At 48.2% G+C, this 23101-nt stretch carries 27 protein-coding genes and 1 riboswitch; of the genes, 8 read left to right on the top strand and 19 right to left on the bottom strand.

Going from position 1 to position 23101, the window contains the following annotated elements; all coding sequences use genetic code 11:
- Nucleotides 1–47 precede the first annotated feature (47 nt).
- A complete protein-coding gene (locus ACQCVH_RS18705) occupies nt 48–197 on the top strand; it encodes a hypothetical protein (protein WP_426837113.1) in 150 nt (49 codons plus the stop codon).
- A gap of 331 nt (nt 198–528) precedes the next feature.
- On the opposite strand, the gene ACQCVH_RS18700 is transcribed toward ACQCVH_RS18705, so the two are convergent.
- Genes ACQCVH_RS18700 through ACQCVH_RS18685 form a run of 4 tightly spaced genes read right to left on the bottom strand, consistent with a single transcriptional unit; the run spans nt 529 to nt 3113 of the window.
- Entirely contained in the window at nt 529–1275 is a 747-nt protein-coding gene (locus tag ACQCVH_RS18700; protein WP_426837112.1) for a DUF2161 domain-containing phosphodiesterase, read from the bottom strand.
- Nucleotides 1276–1292: 17 nt separating this feature from the next.
- A complete protein-coding gene (locus tag ACQCVH_RS18695; RefSeq protein ID WP_426837111.1) occupies nt 1293–1487 on the bottom strand; it encodes a hypothetical protein in 195 nt (64 codons plus the stop codon).
- Nucleotides 1488–1507: 20 nt separating this feature from the next.
- Complete coding sequence (locus ACQCVH_RS18690; protein WP_426837110.1) at nt 1508–2476, bottom strand: bile acid:sodium symporter family protein; 969 nt, start codon at nt 2474–2476, stop codon at nt 1508–1510.
- Nucleotides 2477–2522: 46 nt separating this feature from the next.
- On the bottom strand, nt 2523–3113 hold the full coding sequence (locus tag ACQCVH_RS18685) for a DUF1836 domain-containing protein (protein WP_426837109.1): 591 nt from the start codon (nt 3111–3113) through the stop codon (nt 2523–2525).
- Nucleotides 3114–3257: 144 nt separating this feature from the next.
- Between ACQCVH_RS18685 and trhA the strand changes: the two genes are divergently transcribed.
- Nucleotides 3258–3905, top strand: coding sequence for a PAQR family membrane homeostasis protein TrhA (trhA, locus tag ACQCVH_RS18680; protein ID WP_426837108.1), 648 nt, complete (start codon nt 3258–3260; stop codon nt 3903–3905).
- A 50-nt stretch (nt 3906–3955) separates the two neighbouring features.
- Here the strand turns inward: trhA and ACQCVH_RS18675 are convergent, their stop codons facing one another.
- Complete coding sequence (locus ACQCVH_RS18675) at nt 3956–4597, bottom strand: DUF6944 family repetitive protein (protein ID WP_426837107.1); 642 nt, start codon at nt 4595–4597, stop codon at nt 3956–3958.
- Between the two features lie 195 nt (nt 4598–4792).
- On the opposite strand from ACQCVH_RS18675, the gene ACQCVH_RS18670 reads away from it, so the two are divergent.
- Nucleotides 4793–5764: a DMT family transporter gene (locus ACQCVH_RS18670; protein ID WP_426837106.1), complete on the top strand. Its 972-nt coding sequence runs from the start codon at nt 4793–4795 to the stop codon at nt 5762–5764.
- 21 nt (nt 5765–5785) lie between these two features.
- On the opposite strand, the gene ACQCVH_RS18665 is transcribed toward ACQCVH_RS18670, so the two are convergent.
- Entirely contained in the window at nt 5786–6568 is a 783-nt protein-coding gene (locus ACQCVH_RS18665) for a YqcI/YcgG family protein (protein WP_426837105.1), read from the bottom strand.
- Between the two features lie 154 nt (nt 6569–6722).
- Between ACQCVH_RS18665 and ACQCVH_RS18660 the strand changes: the two genes are divergently transcribed.
- Genes ACQCVH_RS18660 through ACQCVH_RS18650 form a run of 3 tightly spaced genes read left to right on the top strand, consistent with a single transcriptional unit; the run spans nt 6723 to nt 9334 of the window.
- Nucleotides 6723–8159: a PQQ-dependent sugar dehydrogenase gene (locus tag ACQCVH_RS18660; protein ID WP_426837104.1), complete on the top strand. Its 1437-nt coding sequence runs from the start codon at nt 6723–6725 to the stop codon at nt 8157–8159.
- 14 nt (nt 8160–8173) lie between these two features.
- On the top strand, nt 8174–8725 hold the full coding sequence (locus ACQCVH_RS18655; protein WP_426837103.1) for a hypothetical protein: 552 nt from the start codon (nt 8174–8176) through the stop codon (nt 8723–8725).
- A gap of 39 nt (nt 8726–8764) precedes the next feature.
- A complete protein-coding gene (locus ACQCVH_RS18650) occupies nt 8765–9334 on the top strand; it encodes a hypothetical protein (RefSeq protein WP_426837102.1) in 570 nt (189 codons plus the stop codon).
- Between the two features lie 13 nt (nt 9335–9347).
- On the opposite strand, the gene ACQCVH_RS18645 is transcribed toward ACQCVH_RS18650, so the two are convergent.
- On the bottom strand, nt 9348–9824 hold the full coding sequence (locus ACQCVH_RS18645) for an RrF2 family transcriptional regulator (RefSeq protein WP_426837101.1): 477 nt from the start codon (nt 9822–9824) through the stop codon (nt 9348–9350).
- Between the two features lie 171 nt (nt 9825–9995).
- Here ACQCVH_RS18645 and hmpA point away from each other — a divergent pair, with 171 nt between their 5' ends.
- On the top strand, nt 9996–11210 hold the full coding sequence (gene hmpA, locus ACQCVH_RS18640) for an NO-inducible flavohemoprotein (RefSeq protein WP_426837100.1): 1215 nt from the start codon (nt 9996–9998) through the stop codon (nt 11208–11210).
- 445 nt (nt 11211–11655) lie between these two features.
- Here hmpA and ACQCVH_RS18635 read toward each other — a convergent pair whose 3' ends face one another.
- The 11 genes from ACQCVH_RS18635 to ACQCVH_RS18585 all read right to left on the bottom strand — a co-directional run bounded on the left by ACQCVH_RS18635 (nt 11656) and on the right by ACQCVH_RS18585 (nt 20636).
- A complete protein-coding gene (locus tag ACQCVH_RS18635; RefSeq protein ID WP_426837099.1) occupies nt 11656–12297 on the bottom strand; it encodes a precorrin-2 dehydrogenase/sirohydrochlorin ferrochelatase family protein in 642 nt (213 codons plus the stop codon).
- Nucleotides 12278–13027 carry a sirohydrochlorin chelatase gene (locus ACQCVH_RS18630; protein ID WP_426837098.1) on the bottom strand — a complete coding sequence of 250 codons (750 nt, stop codon included), beginning with the start codon at nt 13025–13027 and terminating at the stop codon, nt 12278–12280. Before ACQCVH_RS18630 ends, ACQCVH_RS18635 begins: the two co-directional genes overlap by 20 nt.
- Nucleotides 13028–13039: 12 nt before the next feature.
- Nucleotides 13040–13819: a uroporphyrinogen-III C-methyltransferase gene (gene cobA, locus ACQCVH_RS18625; RefSeq protein ID WP_426837097.1), complete on the bottom strand. Its 780-nt coding sequence runs from the start codon at nt 13817–13819 to the stop codon at nt 13040–13042.
- 2 nt (nt 13820–13821) lie between these two features.
- Nucleotides 13822–14040 carry a DUF3906 family protein gene (locus ACQCVH_RS18620; RefSeq protein ID WP_426837096.1) on the bottom strand — a complete coding sequence of 73 codons (219 nt, stop codon included), beginning with the start codon at nt 14038–14040 and terminating at the stop codon, nt 13822–13824.
- Nucleotides 14024–15655 carry a nitrite/sulfite reductase gene (locus ACQCVH_RS18615; protein WP_426837095.1) on the bottom strand — a complete coding sequence of 544 codons (1632 nt, stop codon included), beginning with the start codon at nt 15653–15655 and terminating at the stop codon, nt 14024–14026. Before ACQCVH_RS18615 ends, ACQCVH_RS18620 begins: the two co-directional genes overlap by 17 nt.
- Nucleotides 15656–15667: 12 nt before the next feature.
- Nucleotides 15668–16270, bottom strand: a complete 603-nt coding sequence (cysC, locus tag ACQCVH_RS18610; protein WP_426837094.1) for an adenylyl-sulfate kinase — start codon at nt 16268–16270, stop codon at nt 15668–15670.
- Between the two features lie 14 nt (nt 16271–16284).
- Nucleotides 16285–17430: a sulfate adenylyltransferase gene (sat, locus tag ACQCVH_RS18605; protein WP_426837196.1), complete on the bottom strand. Its 1146-nt coding sequence runs from the start codon at nt 17428–17430 to the stop codon at nt 16285–16287.
- 5 nt (nt 17431–17435) lie between these two features.
- On the bottom strand, nt 17436–18515 hold the full coding sequence (locus ACQCVH_RS18600) for a sulfate permease (protein WP_426837093.1): 1080 nt from the start codon (nt 18513–18515) through the stop codon (nt 17436–17438).
- 15 nt (nt 18516–18530) lie between these two features.
- Entirely contained in the window at nt 18531–19241 is a 711-nt protein-coding gene (locus ACQCVH_RS18595; RefSeq protein WP_426837092.1) for a phosphoadenylyl-sulfate reductase, read from the bottom strand.
- Between the two features lie 107 nt (nt 19242–19348).
- Complete coding sequence (locus tag ACQCVH_RS18590; RefSeq protein ID WP_009793599.1) at nt 19349–19480, bottom strand: YezD family protein; 132 nt, start codon at nt 19478–19480, stop codon at nt 19349–19351.
- Nucleotides 19481–19599: 119 nt separating this feature from the next.
- Nucleotides 19600–19703: riboswitch (SAM riboswitch) on the bottom strand.
- A gap of 120 nt (nt 19704–19823) precedes the next feature.
- Complete coding sequence (locus ACQCVH_RS18585; protein ID WP_426837091.1) at nt 19824–20636, bottom strand: RDD family protein; 813 nt, start codon at nt 20634–20636, stop codon at nt 19824–19826.
- 96 nt (nt 20637–20732) lie between these two features.
- Between ACQCVH_RS18585 and ACQCVH_RS18580 the strand changes: the two genes are divergently transcribed.
- Entirely contained in the window at nt 20733–21713 is a 981-nt protein-coding gene (locus ACQCVH_RS18580) for a stage II sporulation protein M (RefSeq protein WP_426837090.1), read from the top strand.
- 111 nt (nt 21714–21824) lie between these two features.
- Here ACQCVH_RS18580 and ACQCVH_RS18575 read toward each other — a convergent pair whose 3' ends face one another.
- Nucleotides 21825–23099 carry a DUF58 domain-containing protein gene (locus ACQCVH_RS18575; RefSeq protein ID WP_426837195.1) on the bottom strand — a complete coding sequence of 425 codons (1275 nt, stop codon included), beginning with the start codon at nt 23097–23099 and terminating at the stop codon, nt 21825–21827.
- Between the last annotated feature and the right edge of the window lie 2 nt (nt 23100–23101).

Here is a 23101-nt window from a genome sequence, read left to right as displayed (position 1 = left end):
CGGCAAGAAAATGCAGTGAAATAAATGGAATCAGGGAGGTGTAATGAGTGTTTGGTAATAAAAACAGGAATATGATCGGTGCAGGAGCCATTCTCTCAAGCTTTTTCAGCCTGATCATCATCGGAATGACGATATATCATCATCTGAGGATTGAGGAGCTGATTATGAGGGTTCAGAACGGACAAAAGGTGAAATAGAGGCCAGTTTTTCTTTTTTATGCAGCTCGAGGGGATTACCTAGATGAGGGAAGTTTGGAATCAGGGCTGAATGGAGTACATCACTGCCTCTTGGCAGCCGGGTCGGATATCCCGGGAGCTCCATGGGGTACATGACTTCCCCTTACACAGGCGGGCCGTGTATCCCAGGATAATAATGGGATACATGACTTCCGTATCTGTAGGCAAGTCGTGTACCTCAAAAACCCGATTTAATACATGATATCCAGTTAGCATGTACCATTCTCACAGTACCGTCACAGCCTTTATAACTAATGATCCAAACCAAAAAAGCCACAGCTCCCGGCTATGGCTAATCAGGTCTTTCCTCACTTACTAAACTGAGCCCTTCAGAATAATACCCTGCTACATCGGGATGACTTTCAAGCTCTTTCCTCCCTTTTGCTGTCAGGGAATAGGTTCCGCGGCTGATCCTTTCAAACCAGCTGTAGTAGTTTTTATGGAGGATTGATTGGGTTTTATCACCGGTGCCCATTTCGCGGAGCTTCTTTGGCGACAAGGGGCCAAAGCGCTTCAGGCAGCAGGCGATGTGTATGCAATTTTCTTTGTAGGCAGTCATAATCTTTGTCTGGGTGACTCCGCCCACATTATAGTCTCCGTTCCGCCCGCTGATCTCAGACAGCATTTTATCTTTCCTTTTCTTGTTGAGGCGGATGCTTTTTTTACGGTCGAATGCTCCCGGTTCCATCAGGATTTCCATTTTAGCGGAACCCGCCTGGAAAGAAACTATGATAAGGCCGAGCTCAAGCCTCCGGATGAGATGGCTGATATCATTCCACTTTTTCGAGCGGAGCCTGTATTTTGGCTTTGGGATCGCGATATAAACCTGGTCGGAGAGCTTTTGCCTTTTGGCCGCCTGTACCAGCAGCTCGACTGTCAGATTGAGCTTCAGCTCAACAATGATGAGCTCCTCTTCTTTCACAGCTACAACATCACAATCATGAACCTCCCCATAAACCTCATAGCCTAGTGCGGAAAAATGCTTTTGTATTGGCCTGTATAAATCTGCTTCATATCTTTTTACATTTGTGTTTTTCATTGCTGCTGCCTTTCTGTCTAATTGTTCCTTTTAAAGAAGTTTGAGACCGCTATAAGGAGGATTCCTCCTATAATAACAGGTATGGAAAGATTGCTTACAGCGTCTGGCACATCCCCGATATCAAGAAGCGGATTGACGGCAAAACCAGCTGCAAAAAGGGCCATACCCAGGAAATACAGTGTCTTGCCTGTTTTCGAAAGGCGGTTGATCATTATTATTTGCCTCCTTTATACTAAACGGCTTTGGTAACCGGCATCTCCCTCTGTTGGTGATTCATGCGGTTAAGGAGGCTGCCGGCCGAAGCAGCCAGAATTTGCTGAAACAGCATGCCCATGATGACCGGGACTGCGACCGGGGCCGGAAAATAGGAGATGGCCAGCACGGCTCCTGCACTGATATTTCTCATCCCGCTGTTGTAGGTGAGCGAAATGATGCCAGCTGTTCCTTCTTTCATGACCCTCCCTGCGAGAAAACCTAGAAGGTAAGCAGTGATAGACAGGATAAGGACAGCAGCTGCTATGCCCCATAGCTTGCTGGAAAGTGTCTTAAGATATGGGGCAATGGCTGAACTGTTGATGGCGACCACCACACCGATGCCAATTTTTGAAAAAGGTGATAAGTACGGATTCAATTTTTTAGGTGCTTCGCCTTTTGACAGCTGATTGGCTGCCATTCCCGCAATGGACGGCAGCACAATCATCCAAATCAGCCCTCCCATCATATCGGCCGCATTCATCTCTACCGATGCCCCAGCAAAGAGATGCAGAATGAATGGCACTGCAAACGGGGCGATCATAGTGTCGACAAGAATGATGCACAAAGTCAAGAAGGTCTTGCCTTTATAAAGCGCCACCCAGACGAGGCTGGTGATGCCGGTTGGAATAACAAAGGAAAGGATCAGCCCTGTCCTCGTATAAGCATCTTCCGGGAAAAAAAGCCTGCCTGTGCCATATGCCGCAGCGGGCATTACCAGATGAAGGAGCACCAGGCAGATGATGACCGGAAGCGGATGCAAAATGACCTTCTTCAGATCGCTGAAGCTTGAGCCGAGGCTTCCGGAAAATGTCATGAAAGCAAATAGCCATGGCACGATAAAGACGAGATTATGAAGCTGATCTGCAAATGTGATGCCGAGAAGAACGGCCAGCGGCGTCATGAACGGCATAAATTTTTGTAAATATCTGTTAAGATTATCCAGCATAATTTCTCCTCCGGCCTTTATGGTTTAAAACGAAGGTGAACGGGTATTACCCTTTTGGGACTGGAGGATTTCCGCCTAGTTCATCGATCAGCCTTTCAGCTGTTCTTCTATACATATTGCCCATATGGACGAGCGAGAGGATCAGGAGGATCTGCTCAAGCTCGCTGCTCCCTGCTTCCAGCTCTTCTGCCTGTTCGCGGGCCAGGCGGCCGCGAAGCGGGACATCTTCCTTAAAGCCGGCCAGATTCTGTTCTGCCAGCTGGAGATAGCTGCTGTAAAACTCTTCGATCCGGAGAGTTCCTTTCAATGCCTTATTATTCGCCCCATCCAGTGTCTGTTTGATATCCTGGATGGACAAGGACCCTTTAAGCTGATAGATGAGGCTGATCATCATAAGCTGTTCACGGGAGTATTTTTTATTTTTGACCGGGCTGAACAGCTTGCCTTTGGCATAATTGTTGATCATCGTTTTGGTGAGGATCTTTTCCCCATCATTGCGGGTGGCTGAACCAAATGTGTTCTCAAAAAGCTGGATCACCTGATCCATATACAAATCGATGCTTGGAAGCTCTTCAGGCAAAAGCTGCCTTTCAAAGCCAAGGGATTCGATCAGTTCTGCCATATTATTTTTATTCATATTGTTTTTCCCTCTAGCTTTCTATGTAGTGCGCTTCCTTTATTTTACCATAAGTGAGAACTATTTGTTGACGGGAAGGGATAATCGTTATATTATGATAAGTAGTTATCAATACTACGTATCGTTATGTAAGGGGGAATTGTCTTGAATTCTTATATCCGCGAGCCAATCAACGGGCTCACACATCTTGCTGGCGCCATCCTGTCGTTCATCGGTCTGCTGGCAATGGTCATCAAAGCCTCGATGGTAACTTCATCTGACGTCGCAATCGCATCATCAATTGCTTTTGGCGTCAGCATGATCCTTTTGTATTCTGCTTCAGCCACGTATCATATGGTGATTGCAAAGGACAAGGTAATCGCATTCCTGCGCAGGCTTGACCACTCAATGATTTTCGTCCTGATTGCCGGGTCTTATACTCCATTCTGCCTTGTGAGCCTGAATGGCACTACAGGCTGGGTCATTTTTTCCATTGTCACCCTTGTAGCTGTCTGCGGCGTCATTTTCAAAATGGTGTGGTTCAGTTGCCCAAGATGGCTTTCAACTGTCCTGTATATTGCGATGGGCTGGATCATTGTATTGGCTTTCTCACCGCTGTCTGAAGCAATGTCCTTCCACGGCGTGTTCCTTCTATTGCTTGGTGGAATCTTCTACACGATCGGCGGCATCATCTATGCAGTCAAGCCCAAATTTCTGGAGTTCAAACATATGGGCTTCCACGAGATTTTCCATGTATTCATCATGATGGGCAGCATGGCCCACTTCCTCAGCGTTTATCTTTATGTGCTGTAAAAGAGGCTGAACGGACTTTCCGTCGGCTTTTTTTTATTACCAGCAGGCCTTCAGTCATACTTATGATGTTTATTTAATAAGGCAAAACCTTTTAATCCCTTTTCGCCTTTTGATGAAACTTCAGACAGCTCCTCCTGCATCTGCCCCAGGGCTGAAAGAACAGAACCGGCAGCCTGAATCCAGCTTCCAGAAATATCGAGTGATTTGCCTTTATAGCTCTCTTCTGCATCCGGGTGAGTTTTAAAGGCATCGAGGATAAGAAATGTACCGAAGGCCTGAAGGGAATTGCCGGTGGCCTGCAGGAAACTGCCGATGATCTGAAAGGTTCGGCCTTCTGCAGTAGGATCAATCAGCTCATCACCAAGCACAGTGATAGATCCCAGTGCCTGTATCAGATTTCCTGTAGTGACAAGCTTTAATTCAATTTCTTCTCCAGAACCTAAGACTAGTCCGGCAATTACGGATAAATTGCCGGCCGCCTGCAGTTCATTTCCTATTTTCTCCAGGGAAGGCCGGTCTTGTCCGTCAGCCTCCAGAGCGCTTCCTGCTGCCTGCAATTCATTGCCGATCATGATCAGTGCCTCTGCTGCGCTATCATCCAAGAATAGCCACTCTGACGTCCCAATAGCGGCTATAATGGTTCCGGCAGCCTGAGTCCAGGCGCCGGCAATCTCCTTTTTCTGATTTTTCATGAAAGATTCCCGCCTGTTCTGCTGCTGTCTTAACAGGAGTGGCCGTTGTCCGCCCTTTCCTCAGTATATTCAAGAGCTGCTCAGCCGGTCAGCTTTCTGTTCAGCTTTATTACTTATAGCCTTATCTAGGGGATGAGAGTATAATAGGGATAAAATTCAGTATATTGCAATAATTAGACCGGAAAGGAGCTGGCTATGAAAGAAATAATGACCGGCATTCTTGCCTCCGTGTTTTTTGCGGTCACTTTCATTCTCAACAGAACAATGGAGCTTGCAGGCGGAAGCTGGCTTTGGAGCTCTTCCTTAAGATTTATATTCATGGTTCCTTTTCTTGTCATCATTGTAGCTTTGCGTGGAAATGGGAAGCAGCTATTGACAGAAATGAAAAAACATCCTTTCTGGTGGCTGTTATGGAGCTTTTTTGGATTTGTCCTTTTTTATGCCCCGATCACATATGCGGCAAGCTATGGACCAGGCTGGCTTGTTGCCGGCTCCTGGCAGCTGACGATAGTGGCAGGCACCCTGCTTGCACCCTTGTTTACTTCTGGAGGCATTGAAGGGAAAAGAAATAAAATCCCCTTTAGGGCCCTTTGCTTTTCGCTTATCATTCTGGCAGGAGTCATCCTTATCCAGCTTCAAAAAGCAGACACTTTGTCACCTGCTGAAATGGCTGCAGGAATCCTGCCTGTAGTGGTGGCTGCCTTTGCTTATCCGCTCGGAAACCGGAAAATGATGGAACTTTGCGGAGGCAGGCTTGATACCTTCCAAAGAGTGCTGGGGATGACAATCGCCAGCCTCCCTTTCTGGCTCATTATTGCAGCTGCAGGCTTCGCAAATGCCGGCCTTCCTTCCTCGAGCCAGCTCTTGCAGACCTTCATTGTCGCCATTTCATCAGGTGTTATAGCGACAACCTTGTTTTTCATTGCAACTGACCGCGCGCGCCATGATCAGACAAAGCTTGCCGCAGTGGAAGCGACACAGTCGACACAGGTGCTGTTTGTGATGGCAGGTGAAGTTCTCCTGTTTTCTGCACAGGCTCCGGACATCCTTTCTTCTGCAGGACTGCTGGTCATTGTAATCGGAATGGTGCTGCACAGCCGGTTCTCACAATCTAAAGCTAAGCCCTCGCTGGCAGTTCCGGCTGCACCTGTTAAAAAACAGGCTTGACAATACAAAGGACGAGACATTTCAATTGTCTCGTCCCTTTTCCATTCCCAAAAAATCTTTGCTTTTATTCTCTGCAAGCATCCTGTGAAAAGGACATTTGCTAAGTGCACTATCATCATCCCTCAGGAAATATTGCTGCCACTCATAATTATTCTCGCTTCCATAACTGTTTAAATGGGGATGGGCACCTATACTGTCGTAAGCTGCCAGCCGGGCGCGTATTTTGCTTTTTACTTTTGCGGCACGCTCCGGAGCCGAATTGAAATCTTCCAGCACCCATCGAGGTGTGATTGCCAGCATGAAATAAGGAAAATATCTGCTTTGCCTGTTTACGTGCGCAGGTGTGGCGCAATACATGAAATACTGTTCACCATGGCTGCAGAACTCCCAAAGCGGATCGTGCGGGTCCTCCGGTATATGGGCAGGCCATTTTTCCCTGTCCCTCTCAGCCAAAAGATTCAACTGCTGCCAAAAAAGTTCTTCAAACTCCTCCACCGTTCCCTGCTCCGCCAGCTGTTCATTTGTTTCAAAAAAGACAATGAGCGAAGTATAGCTGCCAAAGCTCCTTGAATCTGCTGTATACTCCCTCATCATTTCTGCCAATTCGCCTGCTGAAGAAATACGCCGCGGATCTCCGGCAAATCCATAACGAAGCTGCTGAAGGGCATATCCCTGGGTCGCCGGGATACATGGGAATCGATCTTTTTTATTGCCCAGCTTTGACTGGAATGCCCTTAGTGCATCTTCTTCCCAGCAGTCAGTTTTTTTCAAGCCGGATATGTCGCTGATTAAATGCATGATCATCCCTGCCTCCTGTTTGCTCTTTCATCATATTCAGGATGGTCTGTAAATGGGTTTGTACAGCAAAAATCCGGGCTCATACACCGGATTGAATACCCGGTTCCCTGTTGGACTATACTGATAAGGTTTTTTACTAACTAAAATCAAGGAGATCATAATGGAACATATCTCTTACACCCACTCTGCCGAAAAAGTTTTGAAGCTCCCTTTAACTGCACGGCCATTGGTGAATCCCGATGATGTCTGGGTCCCCGAAGGATATAAAGTGGAAGTGGCCGCTGCCGGCCTGTCCTTTCCGACCGGAATGGGATTTGCGGAGGACGGCACCCTTTACATATTAGAAGGCGGAAGCACCTGGCCCACAAGGCCTGCCCTCCCGCCCAGGATTTTAAGCCTGGATCCTGATGGGATGCTCGAGGTTTTTGCGATTGAGACACTGGGCGGACCGCGCGGAGTCGTCTGCAGGGACGGCAAACTGTATGTATCCTGCAAAGGCGGCTACCTCGCCCGCATTGTGGCATATGACAGAAAAACAAAGGTGCGCACTGTCCTTCATGAAAAAATACCGAGCGGCGGCTGGCATGAACCCGGGGGACCTGTTTTTGGGCCGCATGACGGATTATTGTATTTTGCCAATGGATCAGTTTCCCAAAACGGTGTCTGCCTCCCTGCAGGCTTTACGGTCGATCTTGCTAAACATCCTGAAGCCCATGATGTCCCAGGAGCGGATATTACCTTGACAGGGCATAATGTCACATCCCGAAACCCTCTCATGCCCTTCCCTTTCTTAACAGAGACAGGCGCATTCAAGCCATTCGGGACACCTGCGCAGAAAGGAGAAAAAGTCAAAGGGGAATTATGGTGCTCAACGGGCCTCTGGAGATCCAAACCGGATGGAAGTGAACCAGAATTGCTGGCCTGGGGACTCAGAAACCCATATGGACTGGCTTTCAGTGAAGATGGCGAACTATATGCTTCAGATAACTGCCTGGAGGAAAAAGGCGAACGGTCGATCGCCGGCGACCCTGATAGAATCTGGCACATCCGCAATGCCAAAACAAAGCATGGGTCAGTGAAAACGCCGGACTGGTTCGGTTTTCCCGACTACCGGGCAGATGGAGTGCCTGTATGGGATGAACGATGCAAGCCGGCAAAAGGGAAAGCAGCTGAGCAGCTGATTGAGAATCCGCCTGAATGGGCCGGCCCACCGGTTTACCTGGAGAAGCCTCATTCGGCTATGGCAAAAATGGAGTTTTGCACTTCCGATTTCTTTGGTCACCGCGGGAAGCTGTTTGTAACAGAATGGGGTACCTATGCTCCCCTCAACACTCCGCATGAGAAAGACCTGAATAACGGATTCAGGGTGGCGATGGTTGATGTTAAAACAGGAACTTCTGAGGTATTCCTCCGCAACTGGGCCCCGGGAGCTGCTTCCTATTCAGGCACAGGCGGAATTGAAAGGCCGGTTGACTGCAAATTTCACCCTGACGGAAAAAGCTTGTATGTACTTGATTTCGGCTACTCCCCTGTGACAAAAGGATACATTCAGGCATATGGCCATACGGGAGTTTTATGGAAAATTACAAAGGAATGAACGGAGGGAACGATATGCAGGAACAAAAGGCCATTCTTATTGAGCTGGGTGAAGATTATATTGAAATGCAGAAGAATAAAATGGAAAAATGGTTTGAACATATCCTCACAGCCCAAACCGCTCTTGAGGTTACGCTGGCAAAAGCAGTACCCTCTATCCGGGAGCCCCATATCAGGGAAGCCATTGAAAAAATACACGGGTCGCAGCAGCACCATGCAGAAAATGCGAAAAACCTTTTTCGCTTTATCGGCCGCACAGCCGATGACCGCAAGGACCGGATACTCGGCTCGGTGATCGGCAAAGTGGAGGAAGCTTTATTGTCTTTTCAGGACTCCCTCGCTGGTGCAAAAGGATCATGGCAATCCCTGCATCACCTCCTTATGTTAAACCAGCAGGCAATGGGCGCATTTGCCGTTGGCGAACAGCTCGGCCTTTCAGTCGGGAGCAGGGAAGTTGCTGACGCCTGTTTTCTGATTGTCCATGATAAAACGATGCACCAGCTGCTGCTGCAGGAATATATGCTGGAAATGGCTCCTATCTCAATTTTATATAACGAACAGGTATAAACCCTCATATAAGCGCATTGCCTATAAGGGGGTGGAAAAATGATCAGAAAATGGTTTCCAGGATTATCAGCGGCAAAGGAAATGTCCAGTCATTCTAATACGGTCAAAATGGTGATGGGTGCGATCCTTGGAGGCTTGGCGGCAATATTCCAATCAGCCGGGCTTTTCGGCGGTGCAGGCTATGCGCTCAGCATCCTGACCACATGGCCCATCATTATAGCCTGCTTTCTGTCGGTGCGGATCGGCCTGCTTACATATTTGCTCACAATTATGATGCTAGCCGTCCTCCAGCCTTCTGAGCTTTTCGTATTCCCATTTACTACCGGGTTGCTTGGCATCAGCATGGGCATTGCGCTAAATAAGCTGAAACGGCCTCTGGCTGCCATCTTATTTGGGGGTGCATCCCTGACTGCCGGCATCTTATTCCTTTTGTATGTGATTGGTTTTCCGATACTCGGCCCTTCCCTTTCAGGATACTCCGCATTGCTGACCGGCGGACCCATATTCCTGTTTGGCCTTGCCTACAGCAGCATATGGCTATGGCTATCCCTCGTCACAATGAAGGCGCTCAACCGGACAGTACGGAAGAAATCACCGGAGATGACATGAAAAAGGCTGCCGTTTAAGGCAGCCTTTGATCATGGACTTCATCTTGTCCTTCTTCAGCTTTGCGGGCAAAATATTCTTTCAGCATAGCTTTGTTTTCAACAATATCTTCAAGTGTATACTGATCCAGCACCTTTAAAAAACTTTCAAGGGCGTGATTTAAGATATGCTTCAAGGAACAGACAGGTGTGATCACACATTTATTGTTATGGTCAAAGCATTCAACAAGATAAAAATCTTCCTCAGTCTTCCGGACTATTTCCCCGATATTAATATCGGCCGGGACTTTAGCGAGCTTGAACCCACCATTGCGGCCGCGTACCGTCTGAATATAGCCCATTTTCCCAAGATTATAAATGATTTTCATTAAATGGTTTTTTGAAATATCGTAAGCTTCAGCGATTTCCTTTATGTTGACGAGCTTGTCATTTTGATGTGAAGCGAGATATATTAATACTCTTATTGAATAATCCGAATAGGTTGTCAGCCTCATGATTTTCCCTCACATTCTGTACTTTCCCCATCTTATCACAATTGTGAACAAATCTTAAACTTTGCTGTTCTGCCCTTTAAAAGATGTATTTAAAATATTGCTTTTTAGTTATATGGCTTCTAAAATAAAGATGTATTCAAAATACTACTTAAGCAAAGAAGGGATTCAGCAATGCTATCTCAAAAGACTATTGACACAATCGTATCAACCGTTCCTGTATTAGAAGTAAAAGGAACGGAAATAACAACCGTCTTCTACCGAAACTTATTCTCAAGTCATCCGGAATTATTGAATATCTTTAATCATGCCAATCAGCAAAGGGGCAGACAGCAGACTGCACTTGCCAATACCATTCTGGCAGCCGCAGTTAATATCGATAAGCTTGAAGTCATTATCCCTGCAGTGAAGCAAATAGCCCATAAGCACAGAAGCCTTGGGGTCAAGCCTGAACATTATCCTATTGTAGGAGAACATCTTCTGGGAGCAATCAAAGAAGTGCTGGGCGATGCGGCAACTGATGAGATCATCGGAGCATGGTCAGATGCCTATGGCGTCATTGCCGATGCCTTTATCGGAATTGAGAAGGAAATGTATGAAGAAGCAGCCAGCCAGCCTGCAGGGTGGAATGATTTCAAGGAGTTTACAGTCACAGATAAAGTGAAAGAAAGCGATGTTATTACCAGCTTCTACTTAAAGCCGTCAGACGGTTCAACTGTACCGGCCTTCTTGCCTGGGCAGTATATTACAGTGCGCATTGGCATTCCTGGTGAAGAATATCTGATGAACAGGCAGTACAGTCTTTCAGCAGCACCTGGCAAAGACTATTTCCGGATTTCTGTCAAACGGGAAGCAGAAGAAAATACACCTGAAGGCAAGGTCTCCAATTATCTTCATGATGCTGTTGAAACAGGCAGCATTATAGAAGTGACTGCCCCAGCCGGTCACTTTGTACTTTCAGCAGCTGCTGATGAACCGGTTGTGTTCCTTAGCGGCGGTGTCGGAATCACTCCTTTCATGAGCATGATCAATTCTATTGCTGAGCAAAACCCGCGACGCAAGGCAGAGTTTATCCATGCCTCCAGAAGCAGCAGCCACCAGCCGTTTAAAGAGGAACTGTCCTCACTTGAAGCTAAACTTGAAAACAGCACGATTTTGTATGTATACGAAAAAGCGCAGGACACTGACCGCCTGGATGCCCGCTTTGCTAAAGAAGGCTATATAGAGGCGGACTTCCTCCGCGAAATCCTGATTGATGGTGCACACTATTATGTATGCGGGCCGGTTCCGTTCCTTCGTGCCATTGTCCAAGGATTAAAAGAGCTGCATGTCGAAGAATCCAAGATTCACTTTGAATTCTTTGGTCCGTCATTGAATCTGGAAGATTAGGAATATATGAAAAGAAAGAAGCTGGCGTCCCTTAATGGGCTCGTCAGCTTCTTTTTTGTGCGGTTTGAGAGCAGATATAGTGGCGGGGCTTGGATGATCAGGGTTGAAAATAAAAATGTGCAGCTGTTTTGGTGATTTTCAGGTGAATTAAGGCCGTTATTGTCGGCAGTTAAAGCAATGTAGGAATTTTATTGAGTTTTCAGCCGGGAATGCTGGCTGCCTGGCATGGCTGGCCCTTAGGAGCAGCGGCCTATTTCTGTTTTTTTATCAAATTGCTGGTAATTTCAATCATTTGCGGAATTATTCTAATCAATTCGCCCGATAATTTAATCAAACTGCCAATTATTCTACCATTTCAACAAAAACAGGGCTCATACGGCGGTTCCGATAAATACCTTGAACAAACCCTGATGCCTCAAACGTTCTCGCCGACCTTAGTACAGCATCACCATACCACTTCACTATCTTCCCTCACACTTTCCGCCATCCCCCTTATTTCCGCCGCCTTTTCCTCCTGCTTGCTCTCGCTCGATCTGTATTCATCCTCCAGCAGGCTCCAAAGCATCCGGTCTTTTTCTTCGGCGGGAAGATCCAGACTCTTTATTGCCAACCGGCATTTCCCAAGGAATTCTGTATACACCGACCATGTCTCGTCAAAGAGGACCTCTAATTCTTTTTTTAGCTTCCGTGTCAGCTTGGGGCTGGTGCCGCCTGAAGTCACAGCGATCTGAAGACCGCCCCTCCGGACTCTTGCAGGGAAAGTGACATTGCCGGTTTCGAATTCGTCAACTACACAGACGAGCTGATTGACGGGGAGACCCTTCTGCAGCTCATCATTGGCACTCCGGACATTTGTGGCCAGTATTGCAAGGAAGGCATCTGCGAAATCTGCAGCCTCCGCCTTACGTTCAATAAGAGTATACCCTTTCCTATCAGCCATCAATATAGCTTCCTCCGAAAATGAGGGGGCAATGAAAGTGATGTCAGCCCCCTCCTCTTCCAGCACGCGCGCCTTCCTGGCCGCAATCCTGCCGCCTCCGGCAATGACGACTTTTTTCCCTCTTAGATCAATGAACAGGGGCTGCATCCTTCTCCTCCTTTCCTGCTGCACGGGCAATGACAATTTCCTCTATTGCAGAATGCCTGCTCAATGCGCCGGTTTGTACGATCTGCATACCCTGCTTTTTCTTTTTCCTCACCGCATTCTCAATTTCACTAAGAAGGAGCCCGCCGAACAATAGATATGGCACGACTATGACCCTTCCACGGCTATCAGCACATGCCCCCTCAAGCCCTTCATCGAAAGTTGGAGAAGCCGCAGCCAGAAAGCAAACCTTCACCATGGCACCCGTATTATCAGCGATGCCACTTCTAATCTCTTCAAACGCTTCAATGATAGAAGGATCACTGCTCCCCCTCCCAACAAGCAAAACAGAATCCTCTTTGGAAAGCACCATTGCTTTCTGAAATATCAAATCACATACTGCATCAATAATCGTCTGCTGGACACCAAAGGGATCGGCCACTTCGACTGGTATGTCAGGAAATTTATTTTTTAACTCTTCCAGAATATCCGGGATATCTTCTTTTATATGCCCCGCTGATAAAAGAAAGATCGGAACCACCCTTATGGATGCGGCCCCCCGGCGAATACATTTTTCGTAAGCTTCTCTAATCGATGGTTCTGCAAGCTCCAAAAAGCTGATTTCCTGGATTGGTGAAGATGATTTGCTGATAATCCTATTCAAGAAGTCCCTTGCCTCCTGTGCCCCTTTTTTCGAGCGCGTGCCATGCCCTATATAAAGGATTGCTTCCATGTTCCTCCTCCTTTATATTCCCTGAATGACCGGGAGCTGGGGTGCAATTTCTTCTTCAAACCAATGAAGCTTTTTGTGGAGCTTGACGACTTCCCCGATAACAATCATGCTTGGATTGCTGATGCCGGACCGTTCAACGAGCGGCACAATCGTCTCAAGCGTCCCAGCTACAGTCTGCTGGTCAGATAGTGTGCCCCAGTGAACAAGTGCAATCGGTGTATCCTTTTCCTTGCCGTTTTCGAGGAGCTTGGCAACGATATTTGATAGATGTGATACTCCCATGTACACACAGATTGTGTCAACCCCCCTGGCAAGATGGACCCATTGGTGCTCTGCCTCCATGTCCCCAGCCTGATGGCCGGTCACAAAGGCGAAGCTTTTGCTGAGGGTGCGGTGCGTAACAGGGATTCCTGCGTAGGCGGCGGCCCCGATGCCAGCCGTTATCCCGGGAACTATTTCAAAACGGATGTCATTATTGGCGCATTCCTCCGCCTCTTCCCCTCCACGCCCGAACACGAAGGGATCTCCGCCTTTCAATCTGACAACATTCAGTCCCTTTTTGGCAAATTTCACAAGGAATCGGCTGATTGTTTCCTGTTTCATTGTATGATAATGGGGGAGCTTGCCGCAGTAAATCAGCTGGGCGCCTTCTTTCGCGTGCTCAAGCAGCTCCGAATTCACCAGCCGGTCATAAAGGATGACATCCGCTCCCTGGATGCAGCGAAGACCCTTCACTGTAATCAGCTCGGCATCCCCCGGACCTGCCCCGACCAAATATACTTTTCCTGGCATCACTACCACCCTTTCTCATCTTCATCAAATATATATCCTGCTGTTTTTGCAGCGCGTTTCTTCTCTCTTAAGGCCACTTCCAGGACACCGGGTTCTTTCAGATAAAATTTCTCAAGCTCAATATCCAATTGACGGAAAGCCGCCTCGTCATTTTCAGCGAGGATGACAGCGGCAATCTCCTTCTCTTCCAGCTGCACACTGAATCTATAAAGATAGGCCATGGGCTTCTTTTCCCAAAATGATGTCAAGCTGCTGCTGGAAAAGCTCCAGGCCGGCCCTGCCGACGAAATCGAAGAAGGATTCCCCGGCTGCCTTCTCCTTTTGGAAAAATTGCAGCAATTCCTCGAGTACATCTGCCAGCTTTTCCGCTTCTACTTTTCCCTTCAGCTTTTCATTGAATTTGCCGCCGGCATTCAGGGTTCCTCCTACATAAATCTCGTAAGCTTCCACCATTTCTTTTTTCTCATTCCGCACCTTCATCCCCTGCAGGCCAATGTCGGCAATCTGCCTTTGACCGCAGGAGTTCGGGCAGCCTACCATATGGATCCTGACCGGCACATCGAGGGTGATCCGGTTATCCAGTTCTTCAGCTATCACGCGCATCCTTTCTTTTGTTTCAACAAGTGCCAGATTGCAATATTCAATTCCGGTGCAGGATACCGCGTGGCCGATAAAAGAATTGGGATTGATGGTGATGCGGCTGAAGATCGGCTCTTGAAGCAGTGCTTCAACGTTTTCCTCAGGGATATTGGGAATGATCAGATTCTGCGAATTGCAGGTCCTAATTTCTCCGTTTCCATATTGGGCAGAAATGCGTGAAAGCTCGAACACTTCATCAGACGACAGGCGCCCCACCGGCACATTGAATCCAAGGAACTTCAGGCCGGGCTGTTTCTGGTCATGGACACCGTAAAAATAGCCGGCATTCCAGCCTGCTGCAGGCTCTGTTCCTTTTTCAGGAAGAGGGCCAGTGAACTCCAGCAGCTTTTCCTTGAATTTCTCTGGACCCCAGTCTGCCATAAGGAATTTTAGTCTGGCAAGATGCCTTTTTTCCCGGTAGCCGTAGTCCCTGAAAATCGTTGTTACGGCAATCGCTGTTTCCAGTGTGCGCTCAGGCTGGATAAATACATCCAGTGTTTCTGCCAGATATGGGCGTGAAGAAAGTCCGCCGCCAACCTTGAGGTGAAACCCTTTTCTCTCCTCCCCATCAATCACCTTGACCGCCGGGGTGAAGGATACACAGTTGATTTCCGCATTAGATGCATTATGCAGATTAGCTGAAATTGACATCTTATATTTTCTCGGCAGATTGGAGAAATCTTCATTTTTCTGAAAATAGGTATATACTTCTTTAACAATCTCAGTGGTATCAAACAGTTCATGCGGATCAAGCCCGGCAATCGGGTTGCCGACAATCGTTCTTGTGATGTCACCGCACGCCCCTGCACTCGAAAGGCCGACAGCCTCCAGCCTGTTGAAAATAGCAGGGATCTGGCCGATTTCAAGCCAATGGAATTGGATCGCCTGCCTTGTTGTAATATCAAAGACGCCGCGCCCGTAGTCCCGGGCAATTCCGGCCAGAGCATCAACCTGCGGCTTCGTCAGGATGCCGGAGGGGACGTTCACCCTCATCATGAAATAGCCGTCCTCTTTCGGCCGCTGCAGGTACAAGCCTGCCCATTTAAACAGGTCCCACTGATCCTTTGGAATGGATTCAAAGCCGTTTGCTGCATAATAGGGAATATCATTAAGAATTTCGAGTCCGTCTTTTTCCAGCTTTGCTTTCTCCGTTTTGTTCAGCTTTTCATTATCAGCCCAATGCTTTACATATGCCATTCTTGCCCCTCCTTAAATGATTCCCTGCTCTTTTAAGTAGATTAATATCTTTTCAGCTGCCTCTTCTGGAGAAAGCTGGTCAGTCCGAATGATGATTTCCGGGTCTTCCGGCTCTTCGTAAGGAGCATCGATCCCCGTGAATCCTTTAATCTCCCCGCGCCGTGCTTTTTGATACAGCTGCTTGGGATCCCGCTTTTCACATTCTTCCAAAGGACAGTCAATGAAGACTTCAATGAATTCCCCTCTTTCAGGAAAAAGGCTCCGCACCAGCTCCCTGTCCTTCCGATAAGGCGAAATGAATGCTGTACAGACAATCTGGCCGCTGTCTGTAAACAGCTTTGCCACTTCACCGATGCGGCGGATATTTTCATTTCTGTCTTGCTCTGAGAATCCGAGGTCGCGGTTGAGTCCATGGCGGATATTATCGCCATCCAGGACATATTCAGCGATGCCATCCTTGAAAAGCCGGTGGCTGACAATGTTAGCGATGGTTGATTTTCCTGATCCGGACAGGCCGGTAAACCAGAGCACACAGCTGGCATGGCCGTTCTGCGCTCTCCGTTCTTCCTTTTTGACTGCAGCTTCATGCCAGGTCAGATTCAGTGATTGTGCCATGTTAGCGTCCCCCCTTAAACCGTTTCTTTTTCCCGCAGGCCTTCAATCAGTACCTCTATCACTTCTTTCCTGCTGAAAGAGGAAGGCGGTATCTCTCCTGCACGGAGCATTTCCCTGACCTTTGTGCCTGAAAGAACCACCCTGTCATTAGCTGTGTGCGGGCAGGTCTTGTCGGAAGCCATGCCTTCGCACACATTGCAATAGAAGCTATGTTCAAAAAATAACGGCTTGATTCCCAGCTCTTCCTCAGTAAATTCGCTGAATATATGCTGAGCATCATAGGTTCCGTAATAATTGCCTACTCCGGCATGATCGCGTCCGACAATAAAATGGGTGCAGCCGAAGTTCTTTCTGGCGATGCTGTGAAATATAGCTTCCCTCGGCCCCGCATACCTCATGGCTGCGGGATAGACTGCCAGCTGGACACGGGATTCAGGATAATAATGCTCCAGCAGTACCCGATAGCTTTTCAGACGTACATCTGCCGGTATATCATCCTCCTTCGTATCGCCTACGAGAGGGTTGAGGAAAAGGCCGTCGACTGTTTCCAGGGCAGCTTTCTGGATATATTCATGGGCACGGTGCACCGGGTTGCGCGTCTGGAAGCCCACAACCGTTTTCCAGCCTTTCTCGGCAAATAATGACCTTGTTTCTTTTGGTGTCAGCCAGACATCTGCGAACTCTCCTTTATCAGGATTTTTAATCAATGTAATTTTTCCTGCAGCATAGGTGCCGCCTCGTTCAAAAAGCTTTTTAACCCCGGGGTGCGCCCGGTCAGTTGTCCGGTAGACAGATAGTGCCTCTTTTTCAAGATCAGGCTGGTAAAGCTCTGAAAGTTCAAGAATCCCATAGCTTTCTCCTTTATGATTCAGCCTGCAGATATCGCCTCTTTCAAGCCCTTCTGCTTTATCCGGAGTGACTGGCAGTGTGACCGGTATCGGCCATACTGTCCCGTCTGCAAGGCGCATTCTTCCAACAACAGATTCGTAGTCTTCTTTCCCCAGAAAACCTGTCAGCGGGCTAAAAAGGCCGCAGGCGATCAGCTCCAGGTCGCTTAATGCAACTGAGTCTATTTCTATCTCCTTATTCGTGTTCTGGACGGGATAATTTGGATTAAATGCTTCTATGAGTTTGCCTCCATGAGGCATAGGTAGTGACATTTTCATCAGCCTTTCCTTGCTAATTTGTAAGTTTCATTTTCCGGCAGGGCCGCGGTCTGCCTTCCCATCAGGAAACGGACACCGAATACAGAAATGAGGACCCCAGCCATGGCAACAATCGGATAAAAGTCGTGCTTGATCATGATCTGGATCAAGGTATAGCTCAGGACCATCGATAGGACTGGCGAAACAAGCCATACACCGAGCAGCCTGACGACGATTTCTTTCTGGAAAACAGAGCGCCCCTGACCGGCAAAGCCGATTCCGATGATGGAGCTTGTCGTGATCTGCGTCAAGGGGACGGGAATCCCTAACAAGGATGCTGCAGTGACAATGCCTGCCCCCGTACCAGAGATGATGCATCCTTCTTCGAGCCGGATATCAGTGATTTTCTTTCCGTTTGTCTCCAGCACTTTACTGCCGAGAAAAACAGCGCCGGCGGCGACGAATATACCGCCCCAGAAAATCCCTGCCCCTGGCGGGAGGATGTCAGCACCAACAAGGGGGCCAACCGCATTGGCAACATTATTCATGCCGGCCGAAAAGGCTTCAAACAATCCCATGAGTGTGACCAGGAAGCCAAGGAAGCGGATGGTGCCCGGCTTTTTGGTTTGCTTGGACAAGCGGAACATCCTGATCATCTTCGCGGCAATGACAGCAATAATAAAAGCCGCCAGCGGCGTTAGAAGCCAAAAGGAAATGATCCACAAGAGCTTGGAAGCAAATAAGGATTGATAAGCAATCCCTGCCCCGACAACCGATCCGACCGTCACCTCACTCGTCGAAAGCGGGATCCCGAAAATATTGGCCAGGAATAGCGACAGAGCGGCTGAAGCAAGGACGATCAGGGCAATGCTCACCGTGAAAGTGCTTTTCGGCACGATCCCGCTTCCCATTGTTTTGACAACCTCGCCCCCTCCGAGCCAGGCGCCAAGGAATACGGCTGCCCCGCATAGCAGCAGGGCAGTTTTTCTGCTTTTAATCGACCCGGATCCGTAGGCAATCCCCATCGAGGCAGCTGCCCCGCTTGCTCCTATGTTCATGGCAAAGAATAGTCCAACAGTCACTGCTATTGCTGCAAGCATGGTCATGCCCCCCTTTCACCCGGAATGCAGGCCGCATTCCGTCTTGCCGGTCCCAGCCCACCTGCCTGCCCTGCTGTCCCCGCCGTCTCCTGCAGCCCTTGTACAGGGAAAGCAGCCAATGCTTGGATACCCTTTGTCATGGAGGTTATTATAGGGAAGATCTTTTTTTCGGATATGCTCCCACACATCCTCCCAAGTCCAGTGGATTAGCGGACAGATCTTCACATTATGGAATTTGCTGTCCTTGTTTAAAAATTGCGCCCCTGCCCTGGAGGCAGACTGTTCCCTCCTCAGCCCGGAAATCCAGGCCATTTTGCCTTTCATGGCTTCCTGGAGCGGGATGATCTTCCGGATGCTGCAGCAGCGATCCGGCTCTTTTTTCCACAGAGCCGGTCCATAGGCTTCCCGCTGATCATCCAAAGTAAGGGCCGGCAGCTTCCTTTCAATATTCAGCTCAGGAAAACGCTCCTGCACCCTTTCAATGACTGCGTAGGTTTCCGGAAAATGAAGCCCGGTATCCAGGAAAATAATATGGGCATCAGGCTTTATTGCCTGGATCAGATCAATCAGCACAACCGCCTCTGCCCCGAAGCTTGATGCATAACTGATTTCCTGCGGGCTGTAATGGCTGTACGCCCATTCCAGCACATTTTTTGCCCCATTGAATCCATCATCTTCAGGGAATGACGGCGGTTCCCAGTGTGTGTATGTTACAGTGGTGCTCATTTCAGTACTCCTTTCATGATGCCTTCTTCTTTTTGCCTGCTTTTTAACAAGAAAAAAGGCAGCCTTCCTCCCGCTTCGGGGAGAAAGACCGCCTCTAGTTTGTCTAGTCAGCGCGCTTTATTAGATTGAAGGCGAACCTTTTCATTCTTCTCGATTTGAATGACCTTGCCATCCTGCACCACAAGTGTGATGCTTCCAAACTTTACAGACTGCAGCATCCTTTGCAGATGTGCGGCCACTTCCTCCCAATCAGCATGCTTCAGATCGGCTCGCCTCCTTTTTGAACGGCTGGGCTGGGCACAAGGAGGAAAAAGAAAACGCCTTTCCCAACAGGAAAAGGCGCATTTCGCATACTTGCACCTTATCTCCCAAAATGCTGGACATTTTGCTGGAATTGGCACCTTGCTTTTAGCAGGTTGCCGGGCTTCGATGGGCCAGTCCCTCAGCCACTCTAGATAAGTGATATAATCAGGAGCGTTTGCTCTGATTTATTTTGTTGAGATTAATCCTACCATACCCATATGATTTGTCAACGAGTTAGCGGAAAGTTTTCTAATTATTTTTTCATTTGGGAAAATCTGCTCATTTTATCTGATTTTCAAACTCCCACTCTTCTTTGCCGATTAAATAAAGAACCAGCAGGATGTCTTCCAGCTGCCTGAATGATTTCCGTTCAGGATCGATATCGAGCTTTGGCAGGAGTGTATAAGAAAGTTTCTTTGTGAGCTCTTCTCTTTTGCCTATAGGGAGCTGGAGCATTCTCTCACTATAGGTTTTTAAAAGCTTCCATTCCTCGGCGCCGATTTTCCTGACAGTCCACTCGTCCAAATATAAATCTTCCTTTTTCAGGCCTCTTTCCCGGATTTCTTTTTCAACCTCAGTCATTTTACCCGGCCTCTTCTTTTTCCGTTCATGCACGACCACAGTCCCGGCAGCAAGGTCGCCCACCCGTTTATGTCTGGAATGGAAAAACACCATCAGGATGCCAAGCAGGTAGTACACCGGCAGAGAATCTATGATGCGGAGGAGGTTGCGGATGAAGCTTGAGAGTAAAGTTATGCTCTGGCCGTTATCCTGGATGACCCGGATGCCCATGATCTTTTTCCCCGGCGTCCTTCCTGCCCAAAAATATTCAAATACAAAAAAGTACCCCCAGTTGACCAGAAAAAGGCAGATAAGCATAATGGCGAATGGCCATGAAAGGAAAGTATCATCTAGAAAGAACGCAGCAGCACTCGAAGCATAAAAAATAAATAACAGAATGCTGGCCAGATTGAAAACCATGAGAATCAGCTGATCGATGATGATGGCTCCAGCCCTGCTGCCAAGTCCGGCAGGCTGGAATTGAAGCGATACATATTCAGGTGTTTTGACAAGGATTGTTTCTGTTTGCATGATGCACCCCATTTCCTGGAAGTTTTGCCTGTATCTCGCTCTCCCTATGATTTATAATGGAGATACAACTTTTATGGTTACAGGCAGGTGATTAGATTGAATAGTAAACAGTTCATCAAGCAGCACCGGGAAAACTGGCAGGAGCTGGAGGAGCTGCTCGCCAGGATGCAAAGAAGAAAAGCGGCTGGAGCTGATCTGGCCAGGTTTGACAGGCTGTATCAGAAAACAGCACAAAATCTTTCATTCTCCCGGACTTTCTTTCCTGACGAAGAAGTGACATTTTATTTAAATGATCTTGTCGCAAAGGCGCATAATCTTTTATATAAAAGCCAATCCTCCAGCATGGCTCAGCTGAAAGATTTTTTCCAGGTCAAGTTTGTGCGGCTGCTGTTCGAGCAATGGAAATTTGTCGCAGCCAGCATGCTTCTTTTCACATTGGGCGGTCTGGGCAGCTTCTTTGCTGTCATCCATGATCCGCTTTCGATCCATTCGATTCTCCCCGCTGAGATGTCAGGCGCGATAGATCCCCAGAGGCTCGGCGAGAATGAAGGGGCAGTCGATTCTGCCGTCATGTCAGCAAGCATCATGACCAATAATATCCGTGTTGCGATCCTGGCATTCGCCGGCGGCATCACCTTCGGCATTTTGACCGTCTATCTTATGATTTATAATGGCATCATTGTAGGAGCTATTGCCGGCCTGTTCTGGTCCCATGGCAAATCTTATGAATTCTGGGCCTATATTGTCCCTCATGGAATGATAGAGCTTACCGCGATATTCATAGCAGGAGGCGCCGGGCTGCTGATGGGCTACAAGCTTCTTGTCCCCGGCAGATACTCCCGTGGTTACCAGCTGAAAAACCAGGCGAAAAGGTCGGTGCAGCTCCTGTTGGGAACCATTCCGCTCTTTATCATCGCAGGATTGATCGAAGGGTTTATCACCCCTTCTCCTCTTCCTCTCGAAATGAAGTATGCTGCTGCCTTCCTGACGGTCCTCGGACTGCTGTTTTATGCATGGTCAGGCTGGCTCCTGGATCAGAAACGAAAACGCATTGGACATCCCCTGCAAGCTCGATGAAACCTTGCAGGAGAGAAAGCTTGGGCTCGTCTCCCAAAAGGCTGCGTGGCCCGACAGTCGGCTGATTGCCTGTAAACTGGACTGAAGCCTTCTTATGTAAATGGCTGAATATTAAAGAAGTCCACGGTTCATCACACTGAAATAATGGGACACTGCTGCTGCTGCGAGCCTTCCTTCTGGTGCTTCCGCCATTTGCAGGCCCTGCTTTTCCCATCTCAGCTTTTCCCGCTTAGCCGTAAGGATCTGCTGCTGCGCCATGCTTTTCAGCATGGCGCTTTTTATATCCTCCGGCCGCGCTTTTGCACGTGCTGCCAGAATATTGTCTTCTATTCCCAGCATAAAGAACAGGTGCCGCTGCCGGATCCTTTTTAGATAAACAAGTGCACTTTCCTCCAGGATGAAAGTCTTTACGTCAGTAAAGAGAAGCAATAAGCTCCTTTTATTCTGGACAGTCTGCAAATATTGAAAGGCTCCGCTATAGTTGGATTCCGCAGCATCCGCCTGTATCAAATATAAAGCTTTCAGGATGAAGTTTAAGTGCTGCATCCCTTTTGCAGGAGGGACATAAGATTTAATGTCTTTTGAAAAAGTGAGGATAGAAACATAATCACCGTTTTTGAGCGCTGCCGCTGCCGTAGTCATCGCAGCTTCCAGCGCCTTTTCAAGCCTGTTGCCGGTTTCCAGCTCTGCACCCATGATCCTGCCGCAGTCAATCATAATGGTAATATATTTTCCGTGCTCAGGCTCATGGACATTGGCCATGACCTCCTGGAGCTTGGCTGTCTGCCTCCAATTAATTTTTCGGGGATCATCGCCTGCCGTGTATGCCCGGATCTTTGAAAATTCCCCAGATCCGCTCTGCTGCCTCCGGATCTTCTCTCCTTCATAGAGCAAATAAGATTGAGCATTTTCAAGATAGCGCCTTGTTTCGGTCAGATCAGGAATCACTTTGACTTGGCTTTCCGCCTCTTTCACCATCTGCTTCTCCCATAGGCCGAGGAAGCTGCTGCAGCGGACATAGATCCTGTTCAGCTTATAATGCCCCCTTGTACCAGCCTTGGTTTCGTATTGCACAGTGCCCCTCGTGTTTCCTGCAAGCTTGCGTTTAATCGGAAAAGGCCTGGCAAAGGAGTCGGAAAGATCATCAATGATCTGAACATTTAAAGGCTGCTGGGAGTGGTTTTCTATTTCAATGCCAATCTCAGCAGGAAGCCCTCTTTCCATTTCTTCCGGGACACTCCGTTTCAGCATGATCTGTGAACTCTTAGGCAGTAAAGCCAGATCAGCAAAGGAAAGCAGCAGAAAACCGATATTGAGTCCTGCTGACAGCTTCCACGGCACTCCCCAGAATGCTGCCGTCAACAGGGCCAGAGAGAGAATTAGCATGC

The sequence above is a fragment of the Bacillus infantis genome (genome assembly GCF_050107595.1).
Taxonomy (GTDB): Bacteria; Bacillota; Bacilli; order Bacillales; family Cytobacillaceae; genus Bacillus_AB; species Bacillus_AB infantis_C.
Note: the sequence above shows the minus strand (reverse complement) of the source record. Positions and strands in the feature narration are given on the sequence as shown.